We start from the raw sequence: 16,351 nt of genomic DNA on the forward strand, positions 1-16,351 counted from the left end.
ATCGGCCGCCGCGGAATCCGCCATCCCGCCCACCAAGCGGCGAAACTTCGCATATTCCGGACGAAGCGAATTTCGTCGACATCCGCTGCGCGTGACAGCGGTCCGCGGAAGGTGTTCGGCATTTCTTGGCAAACTGCTCATCGGTGCTTCACACAGCGCTCCCGTCGACAGTCTCCGCTCCCGGAGTGTCTCCGGGATATCATCGCGGCAGAGGATCGAGCATGGGGGCAAAGATCGACGACATGGACTGGGCCGCGCTCACGCGAATGCCCGCGAAGCGCACCGCTTACCGCCGCGAAACCTATTTCCGGGAAGGCGCCCGCGACGTCGCCCGGTTCCTCGGGGACCAGGCCCCGGAGGTCCTGCGCCGGCACGCGCTGCTGATGGTCAAACCGGACGGCATCGCCGCGGGCAAGGTGCGCCCGGTGCTCGACTGGCTGAGCGAGCAGGGCTTCGCCGTCCAAGCCGTGCAGCGCCCGGCGTTCACCGGCCTGCTGTGGCGGGAAATGTGGCGGTACCAGCTGACGTCGGCCACGGTGGACCGGCTCGCGCTGAACGACCTCGTCTATGTCGGCTTCGGGCTGCTGCTGCTCGTGCGAGACGAGCGGCCGGGGCCGATGCCCGCGACGGCGCGGCTGGCCTCGCTGAAAGGCTCAGCAGACCTGGCACAGCAAAAGCCCGGCACGCTGCGCGCACTGCTGCGCCAGCACAACCGCAACTTCAGCTACGTCCACGTCGCCGACGAGCCCGCCGACCTGGTCCGGGAACTCGGCCTGCTGCTCGGCCCGGCACAGCGGCGGGAGGCACTGACCGGACTGGCCTCCGGCGAGCCGACCGGTCTCCCGTTGCTCGAAGAAGCACTCGCCGTCGAAGCCACCGCCGTCCCGCGGGCCTTCGACGCCGACGCGGCCGCCGATGCCGTGACGGACGCGCTCAAGCGGTCCGAGCGCGGCGGCCAAGCGCTCCAGCTGCTGGAACACCTGCGGTTCGGGGAATCCGTGCCCTGGGTCGAGGTCGCCGAGGCCGTCGCCGCGAGCGGAGCCGAGGTCGATCGCTGGGACCTCGCCGCCGTCGGGGCGAGCCTGATCGAATGCGACGAGCCCGGCGAGACGAAGCTGATCGCCAACCCGCCTCCCGTGCTCTGGGACAAGCCCCGGGTGCGGCGTCCTTTGTAGACGAACTGGTCAGCTGACCGGATGCCGCGCTGCTTGTGCCGTCCACGCTTCCGCCGAAACCGGCGGCAGCAGCGCATGCGGTACCGGGCGCTCGTTGTGCACCACGAACGACGCCGTCACGATCACGTCCCAGCGGTCGGCCTTCTCGAAGGGCACCAGGTCGGCCAGCTCGTCCCAGGTGATCCGCTCCCCGCCCTCCGCAATTTCCCGCAACCGGGCGACCGCGGACTCGCCCGCCACCGGGGCCAGCCGGTCCAGCGTCGCGTCGATATCCAGGTCGTGCGCCGGGCAATCCGCTTCGATGGCAGCGATCTCGGCGCGCGCCCGCGCCGTGCGATCCTCGGCGAGATGCGCCCGCAGCTCCGCGAGAAACCGGAGCCGCTCCGGGCGGTCGAGGAAAATCGCCAGCTCGCGCACGATGTCCGCCGGTTCGTCGCCGACGTGCACGAAGTTCAGGATCCGGTTGGGCGGGTTCAGCTTCGTGCGCAGATGATGCGGCTTGCGCTGGGCCGGATCGCCGACGCCCTTCAGCTCGCAGAGCCGGACCGTCGCGGGCAATCCGGCGACCGGGCGGACGTCGCGCGCCAGGAACAGCAGCACATCATTGGCGAGATAGTAGAAAGTGCATAACTGCAGCCGGTCCACGGTGTAGATGTGCCAGTCGTAGCGCCACACCTCGCGCATCGAATGCCGGGTGTAGCCGAAGCGCGTGGTGGCGACCGGCACGAAACCGTTGTCCGCCAGGTACTCCATGATGCGGCCAAGCCTGCGGCCGACCACCGCGTCCGGTTTGACCACGAGCATCGCCAGCCCGCCGAGCACGCCGGTCGCGTCGCCGCCGAAGACCGAGAGCACGTCCGCCCAGCACTCGCGGAAGTACAGGTCGCAGCCGTAGACCTCCCGTTTCTCCGGCACGACCGACAACTGCCGCCACTGCCCGGCCGTCGGCATGCCGTCGACCCGGTCCTCCCTGCCTGGCGTCCAGATCATCCGGTCATCGTGCCAGGTATCGTCGACGGCCCGGACGACAGAAGGGGTTGAAGCGTGGCCAGGCAGCGGGTTCCGGTAGTTCTCGTCGCGGGTTTTCTCGGCGCGGGAAAGACCACGATGCTCAATCACCTGCTCGCCAATCGCCAGGGCGCCAGGGTCGGCGTGGTGGTCAACGACTTCGGCCAGGTGAACATCGACGCGCTCGCGGTCGCCGGGCAGGTCGACACCATGGTGTCGCTCGGCAATGGCTGCTTGTGCTGCGCGGTGGACGCCAGCGGGCTCGACGCCATGCTCGGCAAGCTGTCGCGGCCTGAGGCGGGTATCGACGTGATCGTCGTGGAGGCCAGCGGGATCGCGGAGCCGCGCGACCTGCTGCGGTTGATGATCGCCAGCGAGAACCCGGACATTCGGTACGGCGGGCTGGTCGAGGTTGTCGACGCGGTGGAGTTCGAGGCCACGCGAGAGCGGCATCCCGAGCTTGCCGAGCATCTGCGGGTTGCTGACCTGGTGGTTCTCAACAAGGTCGATCGGGCTGACGCGGATGCGGTGGCCAAGGTGCGGGGCGTGGTCGAGGAATACGCGCCTGGGGTGCCGGTGGTGCCGACCGAGCGCGGGAGGATTGATCCGGCGTTGTTTTTCGACCCGCGGCCTCGGGAAAGTTACGGACAGTTGTCGTTTGACGATCTTCGTGAGCATGATCATTCCGAGCATTTGCACGCGCGTTATGAGAGTGTCGCGTTCACGTCGGACCGGCCGCTTTCGCCTCGGCGGTTTATGGCCTTTTTGGAGAGCCGGCCTGCTGGGTTGTATCGGGTCAAGGGGCAGGTTGACCTTGGGGTCGAGGGGGCTCGGTCTCGGTTCGGCTTGCATACAGTGGGGGCGTTTGTGCAGGTCGAACGGTCGACTTGGCCTGCCGGCGGACGTCGGACCGAGTTGGTGTTGATCGGGGCCGGGATTGATGCGGCTCGGGTTGAGCGGGAGCTTCGGGCTTGCGCGGACGAGGACGCGGGCGCTGACGAGCGGGGACTTTTGCGCTTTCTCCGGTATTTGGACGAGCCCGACGAGGAGTCGCCGCGCCACGCCGAAGATGGCTAAACGCGCCGGTTGCGGCGGTGGGGGTCGCAGTATGGCCGGGTAGCTCGAAACAGCCTCTTTGGAGGACGAGTTCCCATGGCGAAGACGATCGCGGCCCGGTGGTATTTGGTCGGCGCGTTGCCGGAGGAGGATCCGGTCGCGCATCTGATGACTCGCGCGGACGATCTGCGGTATCGGCGGTCTGCCTGCGGGGAGCGGGATTCCCGGACCTGGACGCCGGTGGATTTGACTGAGCCCGGGACTGGGCACGTCACCCCTTGTCCCGGGTGCGTGGCCAGCTTGTCCGGGGCTCCTGCGGGGTCTGGATCCGAGGAGCAGTTGGCGTTTGATCTTTCGCTGGGGTGAGTTCGGCTCGTCGCCTGGCGGCGACCTTGCCGTCCTTGGTTGCGTGGGGCACCCCGAAGCTTGATTATGATGACGGTCTGAGGGTGCTTGTCAAGGCTGGAAAGATGCCTTGACAAGCACCCTCAGACCGCATTTTGGCTTCGTATCGGGGTGCGGGGGTGGTGTGAGTGCCTCGATGGTTGGGTGCATCGGCTGCGGGTTCGCGGGTGGGCTAGCACCAGCAGGGCGGGGCGGTCCGTGAAGGAGCCCATTCCAGCCCGCCGAAGGTCGTGAGGGTGGCCCTCACGGACAGTGCGCTGGCCGCAACTGCGTCAGTCTTCGGCAGCCACCTTCTTGGCCCGGCTGGGTGCGACCCGAGGCGGCTCGTTCGGCATCTTCGGGTAGACGGGCGGCCAGGGTGCGTCCATCAGGCCGCTGGCCAGGTCCTCCTTCGACATCTCCAGCAACGCCTCGATCGATTGCGGCCGATCGTTCGCGCCTGCCCACGGGTCGCCACGCTCCGCGACCAGTGCCGGGACGGTCGAGAGCGTCAGAGTGTCCGGCTCCACCGTTGCCAATTCGTCCCAGGTGATCGGCGTCGACACCTGTCCGCCCAGCCTCGGCCGCACGCACCAAGCGCCGAAGACCGTTTTGTGCGGCGCGTTTTGGTTGAAGTCCACGAATACCCGTGAGCCGCGTTCTTCTTTCCACCATTGTGCGGTGATGAGGTCTGGGTGACGGCGTTCCAAGGCTCGCGCCAAGGCTACTGCGGCTGCTCGTACTTCGTAGCCGTCCCATCGTGGTTCCAGGATGGAATACAGGTGCAGGCCTCGCGAACCCGAGGTCTTTACGTAGACTTCGATGCCCAGTTCGGCCAGGAATTCGCGCACCAGTACCGCTGCCTCGCGCAACTGCGGGAAGCCGATCCCGGGTGACGGGTCCAGGTCGATGCGCAGTTCGTCCGCGATATCCAACGCCTCCGCGCGGTTCGGCCACACGTGGAAGCCCAGGCAGCCTTGGTTTACCGCCCACAGGACGTGTGCCAGGTTCGCGGCTACCAAGGCATCGCTGGTGGTTCCGTTCGGGGTGGAAACGACGGCTGTGGTCAGCCAGGAAGGGGCGTTTTTGGGCGTGCGTTTCTGGAACCAGGATTTTCCGCCCGCACCGTCTGGATAGCGTTCCAAAAGGAGCGGCCGTCCGCCCAACCGGTCCAGCTAGGGGCCCGCGACGGCTTGGTAATAGCGCACGAGATCGAGTTTCGTCTCGCCTCGTTCCGGAAAGTAGACCTTGTCAGGGCTGGAAATCGTCAGTTCTACGCCGTCTGTTTCCAGCGTCACGCCGCTCATCGGGCCTCCCCGAACAGATCCGCCAACTCGGCTGGCGGGGCTTCCTCGAGTTGTGCGTAGGTGCACGAATCCGGAGTTCGATCGGGACGGAAGCGGACCAGCCGTCCGCCGTGGCGGAAGCGGCCGCCTTGCAGGTGTTCGTAGCGGACTTCGGCGACTTGTTCCGGGCGCAGCGGTTCCCAGGACAGGTCTTTGTCGGGTGCCCATCGGCTGTTCGCGCCCGGGCGGCGGACCTCGTCGGCTTGCCATTCCGCCCAGCTGCGCCACGGATGTCCCTCAAGCGCGTTCTCGCGCCACGGGGCCAGCTCCTCGACCAGCTCCCGGCGCCGCGCCGCGGTGAAGCTGCTCGCGACGCCGACGTGGTGCAGCGAACCCTCGTCGTCGTACAGACCGAGCAGCAGCGAGCCGACGCCCTTGCCGTCCTTGTGCCAGCGGAAACCGGCGACGACGCAGTCCGCGGTGCGCTCGTGCTTCACCTTCAGCATCACGCGTTTGTCCTGCTCGTACGGCAGATCGGCGGGTTTCGCCATGACTCCGTCGAAGCCTGCGCCCTCGAACCGGGTGAACCAGTCCTGAGCGGTGTCCGGGTCTGTGGTGAGCGGCGTGAGGTGCACCCGCTGCAAGCCGCTCGAGGGGGCGAAGATCCCCTCCAACTCGCGACGCCGGTCAGCGAACGGCCTCTCGGTCAGGTCCTGCTCCCCCAGCGCGAGCAGGTCGAACGCGACGAAGCTGGCGGGAGTCTCCTCGGCGAGCTTCCGGACGCGGCTGGCCGCCGGATGCAGCCGCAGCTGCAACGCGCCGAAGTCCAGGCCGCGGGGCGTGACCAGCACGATCTCGCCGTCGACGACGCATTTGTCCGGCAGTGCGTCCCGCAGCAGGTCGACCAGCTCCGGAAAGTACCGGGTGAGGGGGCGGTCGTTGCGCGAGCCGAGTTCGACCTCGTCGCCGTCGCGGAACACCACGCAGCGGAAGCCGTCCCACTTCGGCTCATACCAGAACCCGCCGCCGCGCGGCACCTCGTGCACGGCTTTGGCGAGCATCGGCCGCACCGGCGGCATCAGGGGTAGCTCCACCTGCGCGATCCTAAGCGGAACAGACGCTGACCTGCACCTTTTTACCAGCGCGCCAGCACCAGCCCGCCCCGCGGCTTAGGCGTGAAGTACGTAGCCTTCCGCGGCATCCGACGCCCCGCCGCGTGCACTGCCTGCACCGTCTCGAACGGCACCGGGGCCAGTTGCACCACGGCGTCCGCGTCCGGCGGGACCGGGCTGCCCGGCAGCAGCGGGCGGACGTGCGGGCCGTCCGGGTCGAGGCCGAGCGCTGAACCCAGCAGCAGCTGTTCCACTACCTCATGATCGATCACCAGCGGATCAGACCCGGGCAGCCGCACCCGCAGCACGCGCGAGCCGGCCAGCACGACCGCGGTACCGGGGCAGGAAGGCGGGGTCGTGTCGTCCGACCAGGTCACGTCCAGCCCAGCCGCCTGCCAAGCCGCGACCAGGGTCTCGGCGGTGTGCCCAGTCCCGAGGAGCACGCGGTTGATCGCCCGGATCTCCAGCTGCGAGCCCGCCGTGATCAGCGCCAGCAGCTGACCGCTCCCGGCGGCGGCCGCGACCCGGTGATTTCCGTCCGCCACCAGCAGATCGCTCGCCGACGCGGCCTCCAGCAGCCGTTCCTGCATCTCGCCGGGGCCCACCACCCACAGCTCGTGCGAAAGGCCCGCCCGGTCCACAGTGGACACATCCGGATCCGCTGAGCTCGACGCTTCCTTGACCACCGCGGTCAGATCCGCGCCGTCGCCGACCGGCACGAGGAGGGCGGCGCTCGTCGCGCAGCCGAGACCGTCCAGCACGGCCGCGCGCTCGGCGACCACCTCCGGATAAACCTCCTCGGTGTGCTTCACGTGCGCCCCGCCCGCGGTCAGCTCCCGGACGTCGACCACGCACAGCACGCCCGCGATGGTTTCGCCGATCCGGTAGGCCGCGACGAACCCGGTTTCCGGCCGGTAATGCCCGGTCAGCAGCCGTTCGAGCGTCGCCCGCGCCTCCGGCAGCGCGGCCTCGACGTCCAGCCCGGCCGCAAGCGCCGCGGGAGTCCGCGCCGGATGCTGCGCGGCCAGCAGCGTGTCCCCGCGAGCCGTCGCGAGCGCCCTCGTCACCGCCTCAGGTTCCGCGAACTCGTCGACATCCGGTCCCGGCACCGTGCCCTCGACGACCCAGCCCCGGCCGATCGGCCGCACCCACCTGTCCATCCCTCCATGATGACGGCCAGGCCGACCCTCGGGCACCGATCAAACGGCTGGGGAATGCTTGCCGGTGCGAAGGAGTTTATTCCCGGCATGGGAACCACGAGCAGTCCGCCCGCAGCGAAACGCGCCGCCGTAGGCCTCCGTTCCGAGCGGGGACCCGTCCTCGCCGCCGTCATGCTGAGCACCGGCCTCGTAGCCCTCGACAGCACCATCATCGCCACCGCGGTCCCCTCGGTGGTCCGCGACCTCGGCGGGTTTTCCCAGTTCCCGTGGCTGTTCTCGATCTACCTGCTCACCCAGGCGGTCACCGTGCCGCTGTACGGCAAGTTCGCCGACGTCCTCGGCCGCCGCCCGGTGATGTTCTTCGGCATCGCCGCGTTCCTGCTCGGCTCGGTGCTGTGCGGGGTCGCGTGGAGCATGCCGGTGCTCATCGCGGCGCGCGCGGTGCAGGGCATCGGCGCGGGCGCGGTCCAGCCGATCAGCATGACGATGGTCGGCGACCTGTACACGGTCGAGGAACGCGCCCGGGTGCAGGGTTACCTCGCCGGCGTGTGGGCGGTCGCCTCGGTGATCGGGCCGACGCTCGGCGGCGTGTTCGCGGAATACCTCAGCTGGCGGTGGATCTTCTTCGTCAACCTGCCGCTCGGCGCGCTCGCCGCGTGGATGCTCTACCGCAAGTTCACCGAGCAGGTGAAACGCACGCGGCACAAGGTCGACTACGCCGGCGCGACTCTGCTGACGCTCGGCTGCGCGCTGCTGATCCTGGCCCTGCTGGAAGGCGGGGTCGCGTGGAGCTGGACGTCCGCGCCGAGCCTGGCGATCTTCGCCGTCGCCGTGCTGATGCTGGTCACGTTCGTGCTGGTCGAACGGCGTGCGGAGGAACCCGTGCTGCCGCTGTGGGTGTTCACCCGGCGCACGCTGATCGGCGGAAACCTCGTCGCGCTCGTGACCGGTGCGGTGCTGCTGGGCTTCAGCTCGTTCCTGCCGACGTACTCCGAAGGCGTGCTCGGCACGGACGCGCTCACCGCGGGCTTCGCGCTGGCCGCGCTCACGATCGGCTGGCCCATCGCGGCGTCGCTGTCCGGGAAGGTCTACCTGCGGATCGGATTCCGCGACACCGCGCTGATCGGCAGCGGATTCCTGCTCGTCGGGGCGGTCATGGCGACGTTCCTCGGCCTCGACTCGGTGGTCTGGATGGCCGCGGCGGCCGTGTTCGTGGTCGGGATCGGGCTCGGGCTTTCGTCGAGCCCGACCGTGGTGGCCGTGCAATCGACCGTCGGCTGGGAGCGCCGCGGCGTGGTGACCGCGACCAACATGTTCAGCCGTTCGCTGGGCAGCGCGGTCGGCACGGCGATCTTCGGCGCGATCGCCAACGCCACGCTCGCCGGCCGGTTCGCGAATCCGCCCGCGGAGGTCGCCGGGCACCTTCCGGCAAGCGTCGACGCCACCAGCCGCATCCTCAGCGGCGCGCACGACAACTCGCCGGCCACGGCGTACGTCCGCGAATCGCTCGCCGGGGCCACGCACAACGTGTTCCTCGCGATCGTCGCCGTGTCAGTGCTCAGCGTCGTCGCGCTGCTGCTCATGCCCCGCAAGACCGAACAGCTGACGTTCTAGTTCTGCAACGGCACGAGTTCGCGCACGAAATCGTCGAGGAACTGCCGGTAATCGCCGGAGTATCCGGGCCGGACCACGAATTTCGTGAGTCCGGCCTCGACGTGCTGCTCGATCATCCGGCGCGCCTCGGCCCAGCTGGTGGGCACGAGTTCCGTGGCCGGACGGCCCGGATTGCGCCGTTCGGCCACTGCCCGCAGCCCTTCCGGAATCCCGTGCAGCGCCAGGACCATGCTCAACCCGAAGTGGTCCGATTCGATTTCCCGGTCGGCTTCGGCGGCGGCTTCCTGAATCGCCAGCCGGGCCGCGCGGGACTGCTCCGGCGTGTGGAAACTGCCGAGCCATCCGTCGGACAACCGGCCCGCGCGCCGCAAGGCCGCCGGAGCTGCCCCGCCGACCCAGACGTCGAGCCGCTTCGCCGGACGCGGTCCGATCGTCACGCCGTCGACCTGGAAAAACTCGCCGTCGAAGGACACGTTGTCCTGTTCCAGCAACAGGCGCAGCAACGCGAGCGACTCGTCGAACACCGCCGCGCGCCGCCCCTCCGGCACCGGGAACAGCGCGCGTTCTCCTAGCTGCGCGGGCATCAGCCCGAACACCGGAAGCACGCGTTTCGGGGCCAGCCCGGCGAGCGTGACCAGCTGTTTCGCGACCAGCACCGGGTTCCGTCCAGGCAGAATCGCGACGCCGGTGCCCAGTTTGAGCCGCTCGGTGCGGGCCAGCGCGTGCGTCATGCCGATCAACGGGTCGACGTCCGGCGAATAGATCACTTCCGACAGCCACAGCGAGTCGACGCCGGCCGCCTCCGTCAGCTCCGCCAAACCGGAGAATTCCGCGGGCCCGGTCCCGATTCCCGGAGCCACCCCCACCCGGATCTTGTCCACGCTCGCTCCGCTCAGTCGGCACGTTCCCTTGAGCAGAACCGGATCCGGGCGCAAGTTCTTCCCGCTAGGCGGTCGCTTCGATCACCCGGCCCAGCGCGGCGTGCAGCGCTTCCAGCTCGGAAACCTCCATGCCGAGCCGCTCCACGACGCGATACGGGATTTTCTCCGCCTCGGCGCGCAGATTCCGGCCCTTCTCGGTGAGCTCGACGGTCAACTGGCGCTCGTCGGCCCGGCTGCGGCCGCGTGTCACGTACCCGACCGCCTCCAGCCGTTTGAGCAGCGGCGACAGCGTCGCGGGCTCGTGCCGCAACGCCGTGCTGAGGTCCTTGACCGAGCGCGGCGACTGCTCCCACAGCGCCAGCATCACCAGGTACTGCGGATGGGTCAGCCCGTGCGGCTCCAGCAGCGGCCGGTAAATCGCGATCACGCTGCGCGAGGCGACCGACAGCGCGAAACACACCTGCCGGTCGAGCTTCAGCGGGTCCTCGCCAAGGTCGATCTCGGCCACTCGTCCTCCTCGTGCTCGAGCCCACCCTAGCGCGGGCTGCACCACACTAATAGTTAGTGCACTAATCGTTAGTGTACTCTGGCCACAGACCCCGAGGAGGCACGATGACCGAACGGCCCGGAGTTCTCCGCTGGTTCTGGTACGCCGTCAGCGGACGACTGCCCGAGCGCTACCAGGACTGGCTGCTGCACGACGCGACGTCCAAGCACTGGAAGGCGCGGCACGTCCTGCGCGCGTCGGTGGGCATCGCGCCGCTGTGCCTGGTCTGGCTGCTGCTGCCGGCCCCGCTCGGACTGCGGCTGGCGATCGTGCTGATGGCCGCGCTGGTGTCGTACTTCTACTCGTGCGCCTACATGGAGGAAAGCATCGACCACCGGTTGGCCCGCAACGGTTTCCCGCCCGGGACCGGCAAGCGGATCCGGCGCGAGAAGGCCGCCGAGGCCAACGCCGCGGCGACCGCCCGCTACATCGCGGCCTACCGGCAGAACCCCGCCGACTAGACTCGGGAGCCGATGAGACGCAAGCGCCCGGCCCCGATCCCGCCCCGGCACGGCCTGGACCCGGCCCGGCTGCGGCTGCCCGACGAGGGCCCGTGGACGACGCTGCTGGAGCACCTGGTCGAACGCCTCCCCCGGGTCGCTCCCGCGCGGATCGAGGAAATGCTGCACGAGCAGCGAATCCACGGCGAGGACGGTCCATTGGGGATCGACGCGGCGTACGTCCCCGGTTCGTTCATCTGGTTCCACCGCGATCTGCCGGACGAGGTCCCGGTGCCGTTCGACGTCACCGTCCTGCACCGCGACGAGCACCTGCTCGTGGTCGACAAGCCGCACTTCCTGGCGACGATCCCGCGTGGACGGCACGTCTTGGAAACCGCTTTGGTCCGGCTGCGCCGGTCGCTGGATCTGCCCACGCTGTCCCCCGCACACCGGCTCGATCGCGTGACGGCCGGGTTGGTGATGTTCGTGATCACGCCGTCCGCGCGGGGCGCGTACCAGACCATGTTCCGCGATCGGTTGGTGCACAAGGAATACGAGGCGATCGCGCCGTACGATCCTTCCTTGGAGCTGCCCCGGACTGTGCGCAGCAGGATTATCAAGGAGCGCGGCGTGCTGGCCGCGCAGGAGATTCCCGGACCGCCGAACGCGGAGTCCACTGTGGAGCTTCTGGAGCATCGGGACGGGTTGGGTCGTTATCGCCTCACCCCTGCGACTGGACGCACGCACCAGTTGCGGGTCCATATGTGTTCTTTGGGGACCCCCATTCTTGGCGACGATTTTTATCCGGACCTGCACGAGAAACCGTTGGACGACTTTACGAAACCGTTGCAGCTGCTGGCGAAAGTGCTGGAGTTCGACGATCCGCTGAGTGGCGAGCACCGTCGGTTCACCAGCCGCCGGACGCTCACGGCTTGGGATTCGCTGGATGAATGGGCTAGTTGACAGCCACCGCCAGGAAATGCGCGCTGGCGTTGATCAGGAGCGGATCTTGCTCGACCAGACGGGCGCATCGAAGGGCCGCTTCCGCGCGTGCGTCGAACTCGTCGATACCGGCCACGTCCAGCGCTGGCCAGGCCGGGCCTTCCACGCCGTACACCGAAATCTCCGACAGGCCAGCGGTTTCCAGCTCGCGGTGGAGCTCGTCCGCGGTGTGGAAATGCGCGGGAACGAAACCGACGTGACCGTCGTAGCGTCCGGTGTCGAGAACAGCTTCCACCGACGGTGTTAGCTGCTCGGTGAGCTGGCCGTTTGTCCCGGTTTCCATGACCGAGAGGTAACGGCTGATCGCGGCGGCGAATAGCAATCCGCCAGGCCGAAGCACGCGCCGGGCTTCCGCAATCGCCTGCGCACGGTCATCGAATTCGGTCAGATGATAGAGCGGGCCCATTAACAGCACGACATCCGCGCTGTTGTCGGGCCAAGTCAAAGCTCGCGCATCGCCGACTTCCGCTGTAACGCCTTCGATGCGCGCCGCCTCCGCGACATGACCGGCCACCGGATCGACTACGTGCACCGAATGTCCGTCCGCGGCAAGCCATCGGGCGTGCACGCCGGTCGCCCCGCCGACGTCGAGCACTCTCTTGCCAGGCCCCGATATCGCCCTGCGCACCAACTCCTGCGTGCGCCGGAATTCCAGCCTGCCATGCGGCGAGCGGAGAAGCCGGGTGTTCTCAGTGGTTTCGGTGTCGTAATGCTCAACCAGAGTCATGACCGCCACAGTGGCCGAATTTCCCCTGCCGCGGCAACGGAAATTCGCCAGGGGTCACCCGCCGGACGGATGCCAGGCGGGGAGAAGGCACCCGTCCGGCGAGCAAGCGAATCACCTGGTCCAGAACTTGATTCCGCTCCACTGCACGGTGATCGGCCCGGCGCCGCTGGCCGTCCGGTACGACCCGAACTTGTCGTAATAACTACCCGATGGACTGTCGTCCGTCTGCTTCAGCGAGCCGTTGATGTATACCTTGTGGGAGCTGCCGACCTCGTTGATCGTGTTGACTCGCACCGAAGTCCCGACAGTCGCGCCGGTCGCCACCGTCTGGCCGTTCTCCACGGTGTAGAGCCTTCCGCCCTTCTCCACCGCCAGCAGGAAATACGGCCCGGCGTTGGAACCGTCGCGGAACGTCTGTTTCAGGCTGATCCGCGAACCGCCCATGCTGGTGATCTTGAAGGAGCCCTCGAACTGGTGCGTGCCGCCGGTGTAGGTGTCGTAGCGGCGCTCGGCCCGCTGCTCGCCGCTGCCGTCGGAGCAGGTCAGCTTGAAGGTGAGCCCGCTGACCTGGCCGCAGCCCTTCTGCTGCTCCTTGTACCCCGGCGACCAGGGTTTCCAGGTGCCGCCGCCGACCTGGGCGTCCGCGACCGGGGCGAGAATCGCCATCCCGCACACCGCCGCCGCCAGTGCTCCGCCGATCCGGGTTCTCGTGCGCACGTGCCAACCTCCGTCGAACTCAGGGCGGCGGTAGCGGTACAGGTCCAGACCACTGGGGGATCACTGTAGGTCTCCGGCCGGTCGCGGACAAGAGCGTTTCCCTTGACGACTTTGTTTGTCACTGCTTGGCTCAGGGGATGCAGGACGTCGAAGTGATCGAGGACCCCGCCGTCGCGGCGGCCGCGCTGGACCCGGTGCGCGCCCGCCTGCTGGCCGCGCTGACCGAACCGGCGTCCGCCGCGGCGCTGGCCGCCAAAGTGGGCCTGACCAGGCAAAAGGTCAATTACCACCTGCGCGCGCTCGCATCGCACGGCCTCGTCGAACCCGCCGGAACCCGGCAGTGGGGCGGCCTCACCGAACGGCTTTTCGCCGCCACCGCCGGCGCCTACCTGGTCTCCCCCGCCGCACTCGGCGCGGCCGGTTCCGCCAGCGTGAAGCCAGACCGCCTGTCGGTGAGCTACCTGCTGGCCGTCGCTGGCCGCACCCTGCGCGAGGTCGCCGGTCTGGCCCGGCGCGCGGCCCGCGCGGGCAAACCGCTCTCGACGCTGACCCTGGACACGGAAATCGCCTTCGCCTCCGCCCGCGACCGTTCGGCGTTCACCGACGAGCTGACCACCCTCGTGACCGACCTCGTGTCCCGCTACCACAACGAATCCGCCCCCAACGCGCGCCTGCACCGGCTCGTCGTCACCGCGCATCCCAAGCCCGCCGAGTAGTTCATCCGAACAGGTGTTCGATGGTCGTGTAACTTGGAGGCATGAGTCAGGCATTTCAGGGCTCGCTGTTCGGTGCGAGCGGGCCGGCCACGCTGGGCCCACTGTCCGGCGTGCAGCGCACCGAACTCGGGCAAGGCGCGTGGATCGACGTGCTGCCGGGATGGCTCGACGGCTCGGACGAGCTGTACGAGCATCTCGCGGCCGAGGTCCCGTGGTACGCGGAGCGTCGGCAGATGTACGACCGGGTCGTCGCCGTCCCGCGGCTGCTGTGCTTCTACCGGGAGCACGCGCCGCTGCCGCATCCGGTCCTGACCGAGGCGCGGGAGGCACTGTCCGCGCATTACGCGGCTGAACTGGGCGAACCGTTCCGCACGGCCGGGCTCTGCTACTACCGGGACGGCCAGGACAGCGTCGCCTGGCACGGCGACGACCTCGGCCGCGGCCGGACCGAGGACACCATGGTGGCGATCCTGTCCGTGGGCGCGGCCCGGCACCTGGCGCTGCGCCCGAGAGGCGGCGGGGACTCGGTGCGGTACCCGCTGGGACACGGAGATTTGATCGTGATGGGCGGGTCCTGCCAGCGGACGTGGGAACACGCGATCCCGAAGACGGCCCGGGCAGTGGGGCCGCGGATCAGCGTGCAGTTCCGGCCGAGAGGGGTGCGATGAGGTGAGAAGCCCGGCGAGGGCGGCGCCGTGACGGGTTCCGATCACCTGCGTGGACTCGGTTCGACCGCGCAACCTCGCACATCATGAGTGCGCTGTCGGGTCCGTTAGGCCGCCTCGTGCGTTCCCGAGCGCACTGCGGATTCCACCGCGCGACCGTGCACCACTCGCACGCCGCCGGTCCGACGAAGCCACTCCACGCACCCGCCGACGCGACCATCCCGCACACGCAGCCGGTCCGACAAAGCCACTCCACGCACCCGCCGATCCGACCATCCCGCACACACCGCCGGTGCGGCCACCGCCGAAGCCATCCACCGGCCACATCCGCCGCATCCGACAGCAGCCGAGCACGGCGCCAACCCAGCCGCAGCCGTACGAGCCTCCGCGCACCGACCGACCACCGGCCCGCCCCGAGGCGCCCACCCGAGGCAACCCCGGCCGTCCAGCGACCCGAAGTCAGTCCACCAGCACCGGCAGCGAGTCGAGCCCGTACACGATCGACACCTTCCGGAACGCCAGCTCCTCCGGCTGCACCGCCAGCCGCAGGTTCGGGAACCGCCGGACCAGCGCCGGGTAGGCCGCGCGCAGCTCCATCCGGCCCAGTTCCGCGCCGATGCACCGGTGGATCCCGTACCCGAACGCCAGGTGCGAGGACGGCTCGCGGGTCGGGTCGAAGCGGTCCATGTCGCCCTTGCCGAGCACCGGATCGCGGTCGGCGACCGACAGCGACACCAGCACGATGTCGCCCTCGCTGATGTGCACCCCGGCGACGTCCAGGTCCTGCTTCGCGAACCGCGGGAACGCCATCTGCACCACCGTCAGGTACCGCAGCAGCTCCTCGACGAACCGGTGCACCGAATCGTCGTCGCCGCGGACCGCGTCGAACGCGGCCGGGTCGCGCAGCACCACCAGCGCGCCCAGCGCCAGCATGCTCGCGGTGGTCTCGAGGCCGCCGGTGAGGATGCCGTCGGCGAGACCGGCGAGCTCGCGGTCGTCGATCTCGTCGCCGTGCTCCTTGATCAGCATGCCGAGCAGGCCGTCGCCGGGCTGTTCGCGCTGCTTGCGCACGATCTCGAGCAGGTACCCCAGCGACTCCGAGATCGCGCCCAGCGACGCGCCCGCGCCGCTGAACAGGTCGAACCGCGCGGTGCTCAGCCGCTGGAAGTCCGCCCGGTCCTCATAAGACACGCCGAGCAGTTCGCAGATCGTGAGCGACGGGATCGGCAGCGCGAACTGCTCCCACAGGTCCACCGGGCCGTCGGCGGCCGCCATCGCGTCCAACTGGCCCGCCACGATCTCGTCGATCCGCGGCGTGAGCCGGGACAGCCGGCGCATCGTGAACTCCGGCGTCAGCAGCTTCCGCAGCCGCGTGTGCACCGGCGGGTCGGCGAATCCGAGGCCGCCCGGGTTCTGGTCCTCGGTGACGCCCGCGTTGCCGACGAGGTTGGTGAAGTCGTTGCTGAACTCCGTGCCCTTCCCGAGGACGGCCTTGGCCTCCTCGTACCCGGTCACGAGCCAGGCGTTCATCCCGAACGGCAGGTCCAGCTTGCTGATCGGCGCCTCGCCGCGCAGCCTGCCGAGGTCCGGCACCGGGTCGAGGCCTTGGCGGCGCAACGGCTCCAGCGCCGAATCCGGCAGCAGCGCCATTTTCTCGAGGTCGAAACCGCGTTTCTGCTGGCGGGCGATGTACCGGCGGCCGGCCCAAGCGATGACGCGCGAACGGAGACTCCCCATGCCGGCGACAGTACCGCAACCACCCCTCGCGCCGGTCCTCGGCGGAGACGCCCGTCACCCTGTGACCAGCGCCGGTCCACAGTGGACTCCCGTCACCCGGCCAGGTGACGGGGCTCCGGAAATT

General features: G+C 68.8%; 16 protein-coding genes and 1 pseudogene. 8 read left to right on the forward strand and 9 right to left on the reverse strand.

The features are described 5' to 3' along the window. Positions 1-221 precede the first annotated feature (221 nt). Entirely contained in the window at positions 222-1,175 is a 954-nt protein-coding gene (locus tag AB5I40_RS11760; protein WP_370938515.1) for a nucleoside-diphosphate kinase, read from the forward strand. 9 nt (positions 1,176-1,184) lie between these two features. Here the strand turns inward: AB5I40_RS11760 and AB5I40_RS11765 are convergent, their stop codons facing one another. After that, a complete protein-coding gene (locus tag AB5I40_RS11765) occupies positions 1,185-2,165 on the reverse strand; it encodes a nucleoside-diphosphate kinase (RefSeq protein ID WP_370938516.1) in 981 nt (326 codons plus the stop codon). Positions 2,166-2,219: 54 nt separating this feature from the next. Between AB5I40_RS11765 and AB5I40_RS11770 the strand changes: the two genes are divergently transcribed. Beyond that, positions 2,220-3,260, forward strand: coding sequence for a GTP-binding protein (locus AB5I40_RS11770; protein ID WP_370938517.1), 1,041 nt, complete (start codon positions 2,220-2,222; stop codon positions 3,258-3,260). Positions 3,261-3,335: 75 nt separating this feature from the next. After that, positions 3,336-3,605, forward strand: coding sequence for a hypothetical protein (locus AB5I40_RS11775; protein ID WP_370938518.1), 270 nt, complete (start codon positions 3,336-3,338; stop codon positions 3,603-3,605). 311 nt (positions 3,606-3,916) lie between these two features. Here AB5I40_RS11775 and ligD read toward each other — a convergent pair. The 3 genes and pseudogenes from ligD to AB5I40_RS11790 form a co-directional block, all read right to left on the reverse strand. Next, positions 3,917-4,930: pseudogene (ligD, locus tag AB5I40_RS11780) on the reverse strand (non-homologous end-joining DNA ligase). Then, positions 4,927-6,003, reverse strand: a complete 1,077-nt coding sequence (locus AB5I40_RS11785; RefSeq protein WP_370938519.1) for an ATP-dependent DNA ligase — start codon at positions 6,001-6,003, stop codon at positions 4,927-4,929. The pseudogene ligD and the gene AB5I40_RS11785 overlap by 4 nt, the downstream one beginning before the upstream one ends. Positions 6,004-6,044: 41 nt before the next feature. Further along, on the reverse strand, positions 6,045-7,181 hold the full coding sequence (locus AB5I40_RS11790; protein WP_370938520.1) for a DUF1015 family protein: 1,137 nt from the start codon (positions 7,179-7,181) through the stop codon (positions 6,045-6,047). Positions 7,182-7,268: 87 nt separating this feature from the next. On the opposite strand from AB5I40_RS11790, the gene AB5I40_RS11795 reads away from it, so the two are divergent. Then, on the forward strand, positions 7,269-8,795 hold the full coding sequence (locus tag AB5I40_RS11795; RefSeq protein ID WP_370938521.1) for an MDR family MFS transporter: 1,527 nt from the start codon (positions 7,269-7,271) through the stop codon (positions 8,793-8,795). Here AB5I40_RS11795 and AB5I40_RS11800 read toward each other — a convergent pair. Next, positions 8,792-9,676: a TIGR03854 family LLM class F420-dependent oxidoreductase gene (locus AB5I40_RS11800; RefSeq protein ID WP_370938522.1), complete on the reverse strand. Its 885-nt coding sequence runs from the start codon at positions 9,674-9,676 to the stop codon at positions 8,792-8,794. The two genes, AB5I40_RS11795 and AB5I40_RS11800, sit on opposite strands and share 4 nt — an antisense overlap. A 64-nt stretch (positions 9,677-9,740) precedes the next feature. Then, positions 9,741-10,184 (reverse strand): MarR family winged helix-turn-helix transcriptional regulator, encoded by a 444-nt coding sequence (locus AB5I40_RS11805; protein WP_116203003.1) that lies wholly within the window; start codon positions 10,182-10,184, stop codon positions 9,741-9,743. A 104-nt stretch (positions 10,185-10,288) separates the two neighbouring features. Here AB5I40_RS11805 and AB5I40_RS11810 point away from each other — a divergent pair, with 104 nt between their 5' ends. Both AB5I40_RS11810 and AB5I40_RS11815 read left to right on the forward strand, forming a co-directional pair. After that, the gene (locus AB5I40_RS11810) at positions 10,289-10,684 is read left to right on the forward strand and encodes a DUF5313 domain-containing protein (protein WP_370938523.1); all 396 of its coding nucleotides are present in this window, start codon (positions 10,289-10,291) and stop codon (positions 10,682-10,684) included. Positions 10,685-10,696: 12 nt separating this feature from the next. Next, positions 10,697-11,626 (forward strand): RluA family pseudouridine synthase, encoded by a 930-nt coding sequence (locus AB5I40_RS11815; protein WP_370938524.1) that lies wholly within the window; start codon positions 10,697-10,699, stop codon positions 11,624-11,626. On the opposite strand, the gene AB5I40_RS11820 is transcribed toward AB5I40_RS11815, so the two are convergent. Next, positions 11,619-12,392, reverse strand: a complete 774-nt coding sequence (locus AB5I40_RS11820) for a methyltransferase domain-containing protein (RefSeq protein WP_370938525.1) — start codon at positions 12,390-12,392, stop codon at positions 11,619-11,621. The two genes, AB5I40_RS11815 and AB5I40_RS11820, sit on opposite strands and share 8 nt — an antisense overlap. A gap of 111 nt (positions 12,393-12,503) precedes the next feature. Continuing rightward, on the reverse strand, positions 12,504-13,109 hold the full coding sequence (locus AB5I40_RS11825) for a hypothetical protein (RefSeq protein ID WP_354748955.1): 606 nt from the start codon (positions 13,107-13,109) through the stop codon (positions 12,504-12,506). Positions 13,110-13,246: 137 nt separating this feature from the next. On the opposite strand from AB5I40_RS11825, the gene AB5I40_RS11830 reads away from it, so the two are divergent. Next, on the forward strand, positions 13,247-13,825 hold the full coding sequence (locus AB5I40_RS11830) for a helix-turn-helix domain-containing protein (protein ID WP_370938526.1): 579 nt from the start codon (positions 13,247-13,249) through the stop codon (positions 13,823-13,825). 41 nt (positions 13,826-13,866) lie between these two features. After that, entirely contained in the window at positions 13,867-14,493 is a 627-nt protein-coding gene (locus AB5I40_RS11835; protein WP_370938527.1) for an alpha-ketoglutarate-dependent dioxygenase AlkB, read from the forward strand. A gap of 456 nt (positions 14,494-14,949) precedes the next feature. On the opposite strand, the gene AB5I40_RS11840 is transcribed toward AB5I40_RS11835, so the two are convergent. After that, positions 14,950-16,227: a cytochrome P450 gene (locus tag AB5I40_RS11840; protein ID WP_370938528.1), complete on the reverse strand. Its 1,278-nt coding sequence runs from the start codon at positions 16,225-16,227 to the stop codon at positions 14,950-14,952. Positions 16,228-16,351: the final 124 nt, after the last annotated feature.

It is taken from the genome of Amycolatopsis sp. cg13 (genome assembly GCF_041346965.1).
GTDB lineage: Bacteria > Actinomycetota > Actinomycetes > Mycobacteriales > Pseudonocardiaceae > Amycolatopsis.

Coding starts and splice junctions, on each gene's coding strand:
- AB5I40_RS11840 (WP_370938528.1), bottom strand. CDS start 16,227: ATGGGGAGTCTCCGTTCGCGCGTCATCGCTTGGGCCGGCCGCCGGTAC.
- AB5I40_RS11820 (WP_370938525.1), bottom strand. CDS start 12,392: ATGACTCTGGTTGAGCATTACGACACCGAAACCACTGAGAACACCCGG.
- AB5I40_RS11830 (WP_370938526.1), top strand. CDS start 13,247: ATGCAGGACGTCGAAGTGATCGAGGACCCCGCCGTCGCGGCGGCCGCG.
- AB5I40_RS11765 (WP_370938516.1), bottom strand. CDS start 2,165: ATGATCTGGACGCCAGGCAGGGAGGACCGGGTCGACGGCATGCCGACG.
- AB5I40_RS11790 (WP_370938520.1), bottom strand. CDS start 7,181: ATGGACAGGTGGGTGCGGCCGATCGGCCGGGGCTGGGTCGTCGAGGGC.
- AB5I40_RS11810 (WP_370938523.1), top strand. CDS start 10,289: ATGACCGAACGGCCCGGAGTTCTCCGCTGGTTCTGGTACGCCGTCAGC.
- AB5I40_RS11815 (WP_370938524.1), top strand. CDS start 10,697: ATGAGACGCAAGCGCCCGGCCCCGATCCCGCCCCGGCACGGCCTGGAC.
- AB5I40_RS11775 (WP_370938518.1), top strand. CDS start 3,336: ATGGCGAAGACGATCGCGGCCCGGTGGTATTTGGTCGGCGCGTTGCCG.
- AB5I40_RS11835 (WP_370938527.1), top strand. CDS start 13,867: ATGAGTCAGGCATTTCAGGGCTCGCTGTTCGGTGCGAGCGGGCCGGCC.
- AB5I40_RS11795 (WP_370938521.1), top strand. CDS start 7,269: ATGGGAACCACGAGCAGTCCGCCCGCAGCGAAACGCGCCGCCGTAGGC.
- AB5I40_RS11760 (WP_370938515.1), top strand. CDS start 222: ATGGGGGCAAAGATCGACGACATGGACTGGGCCGCGCTCACGCGAATG.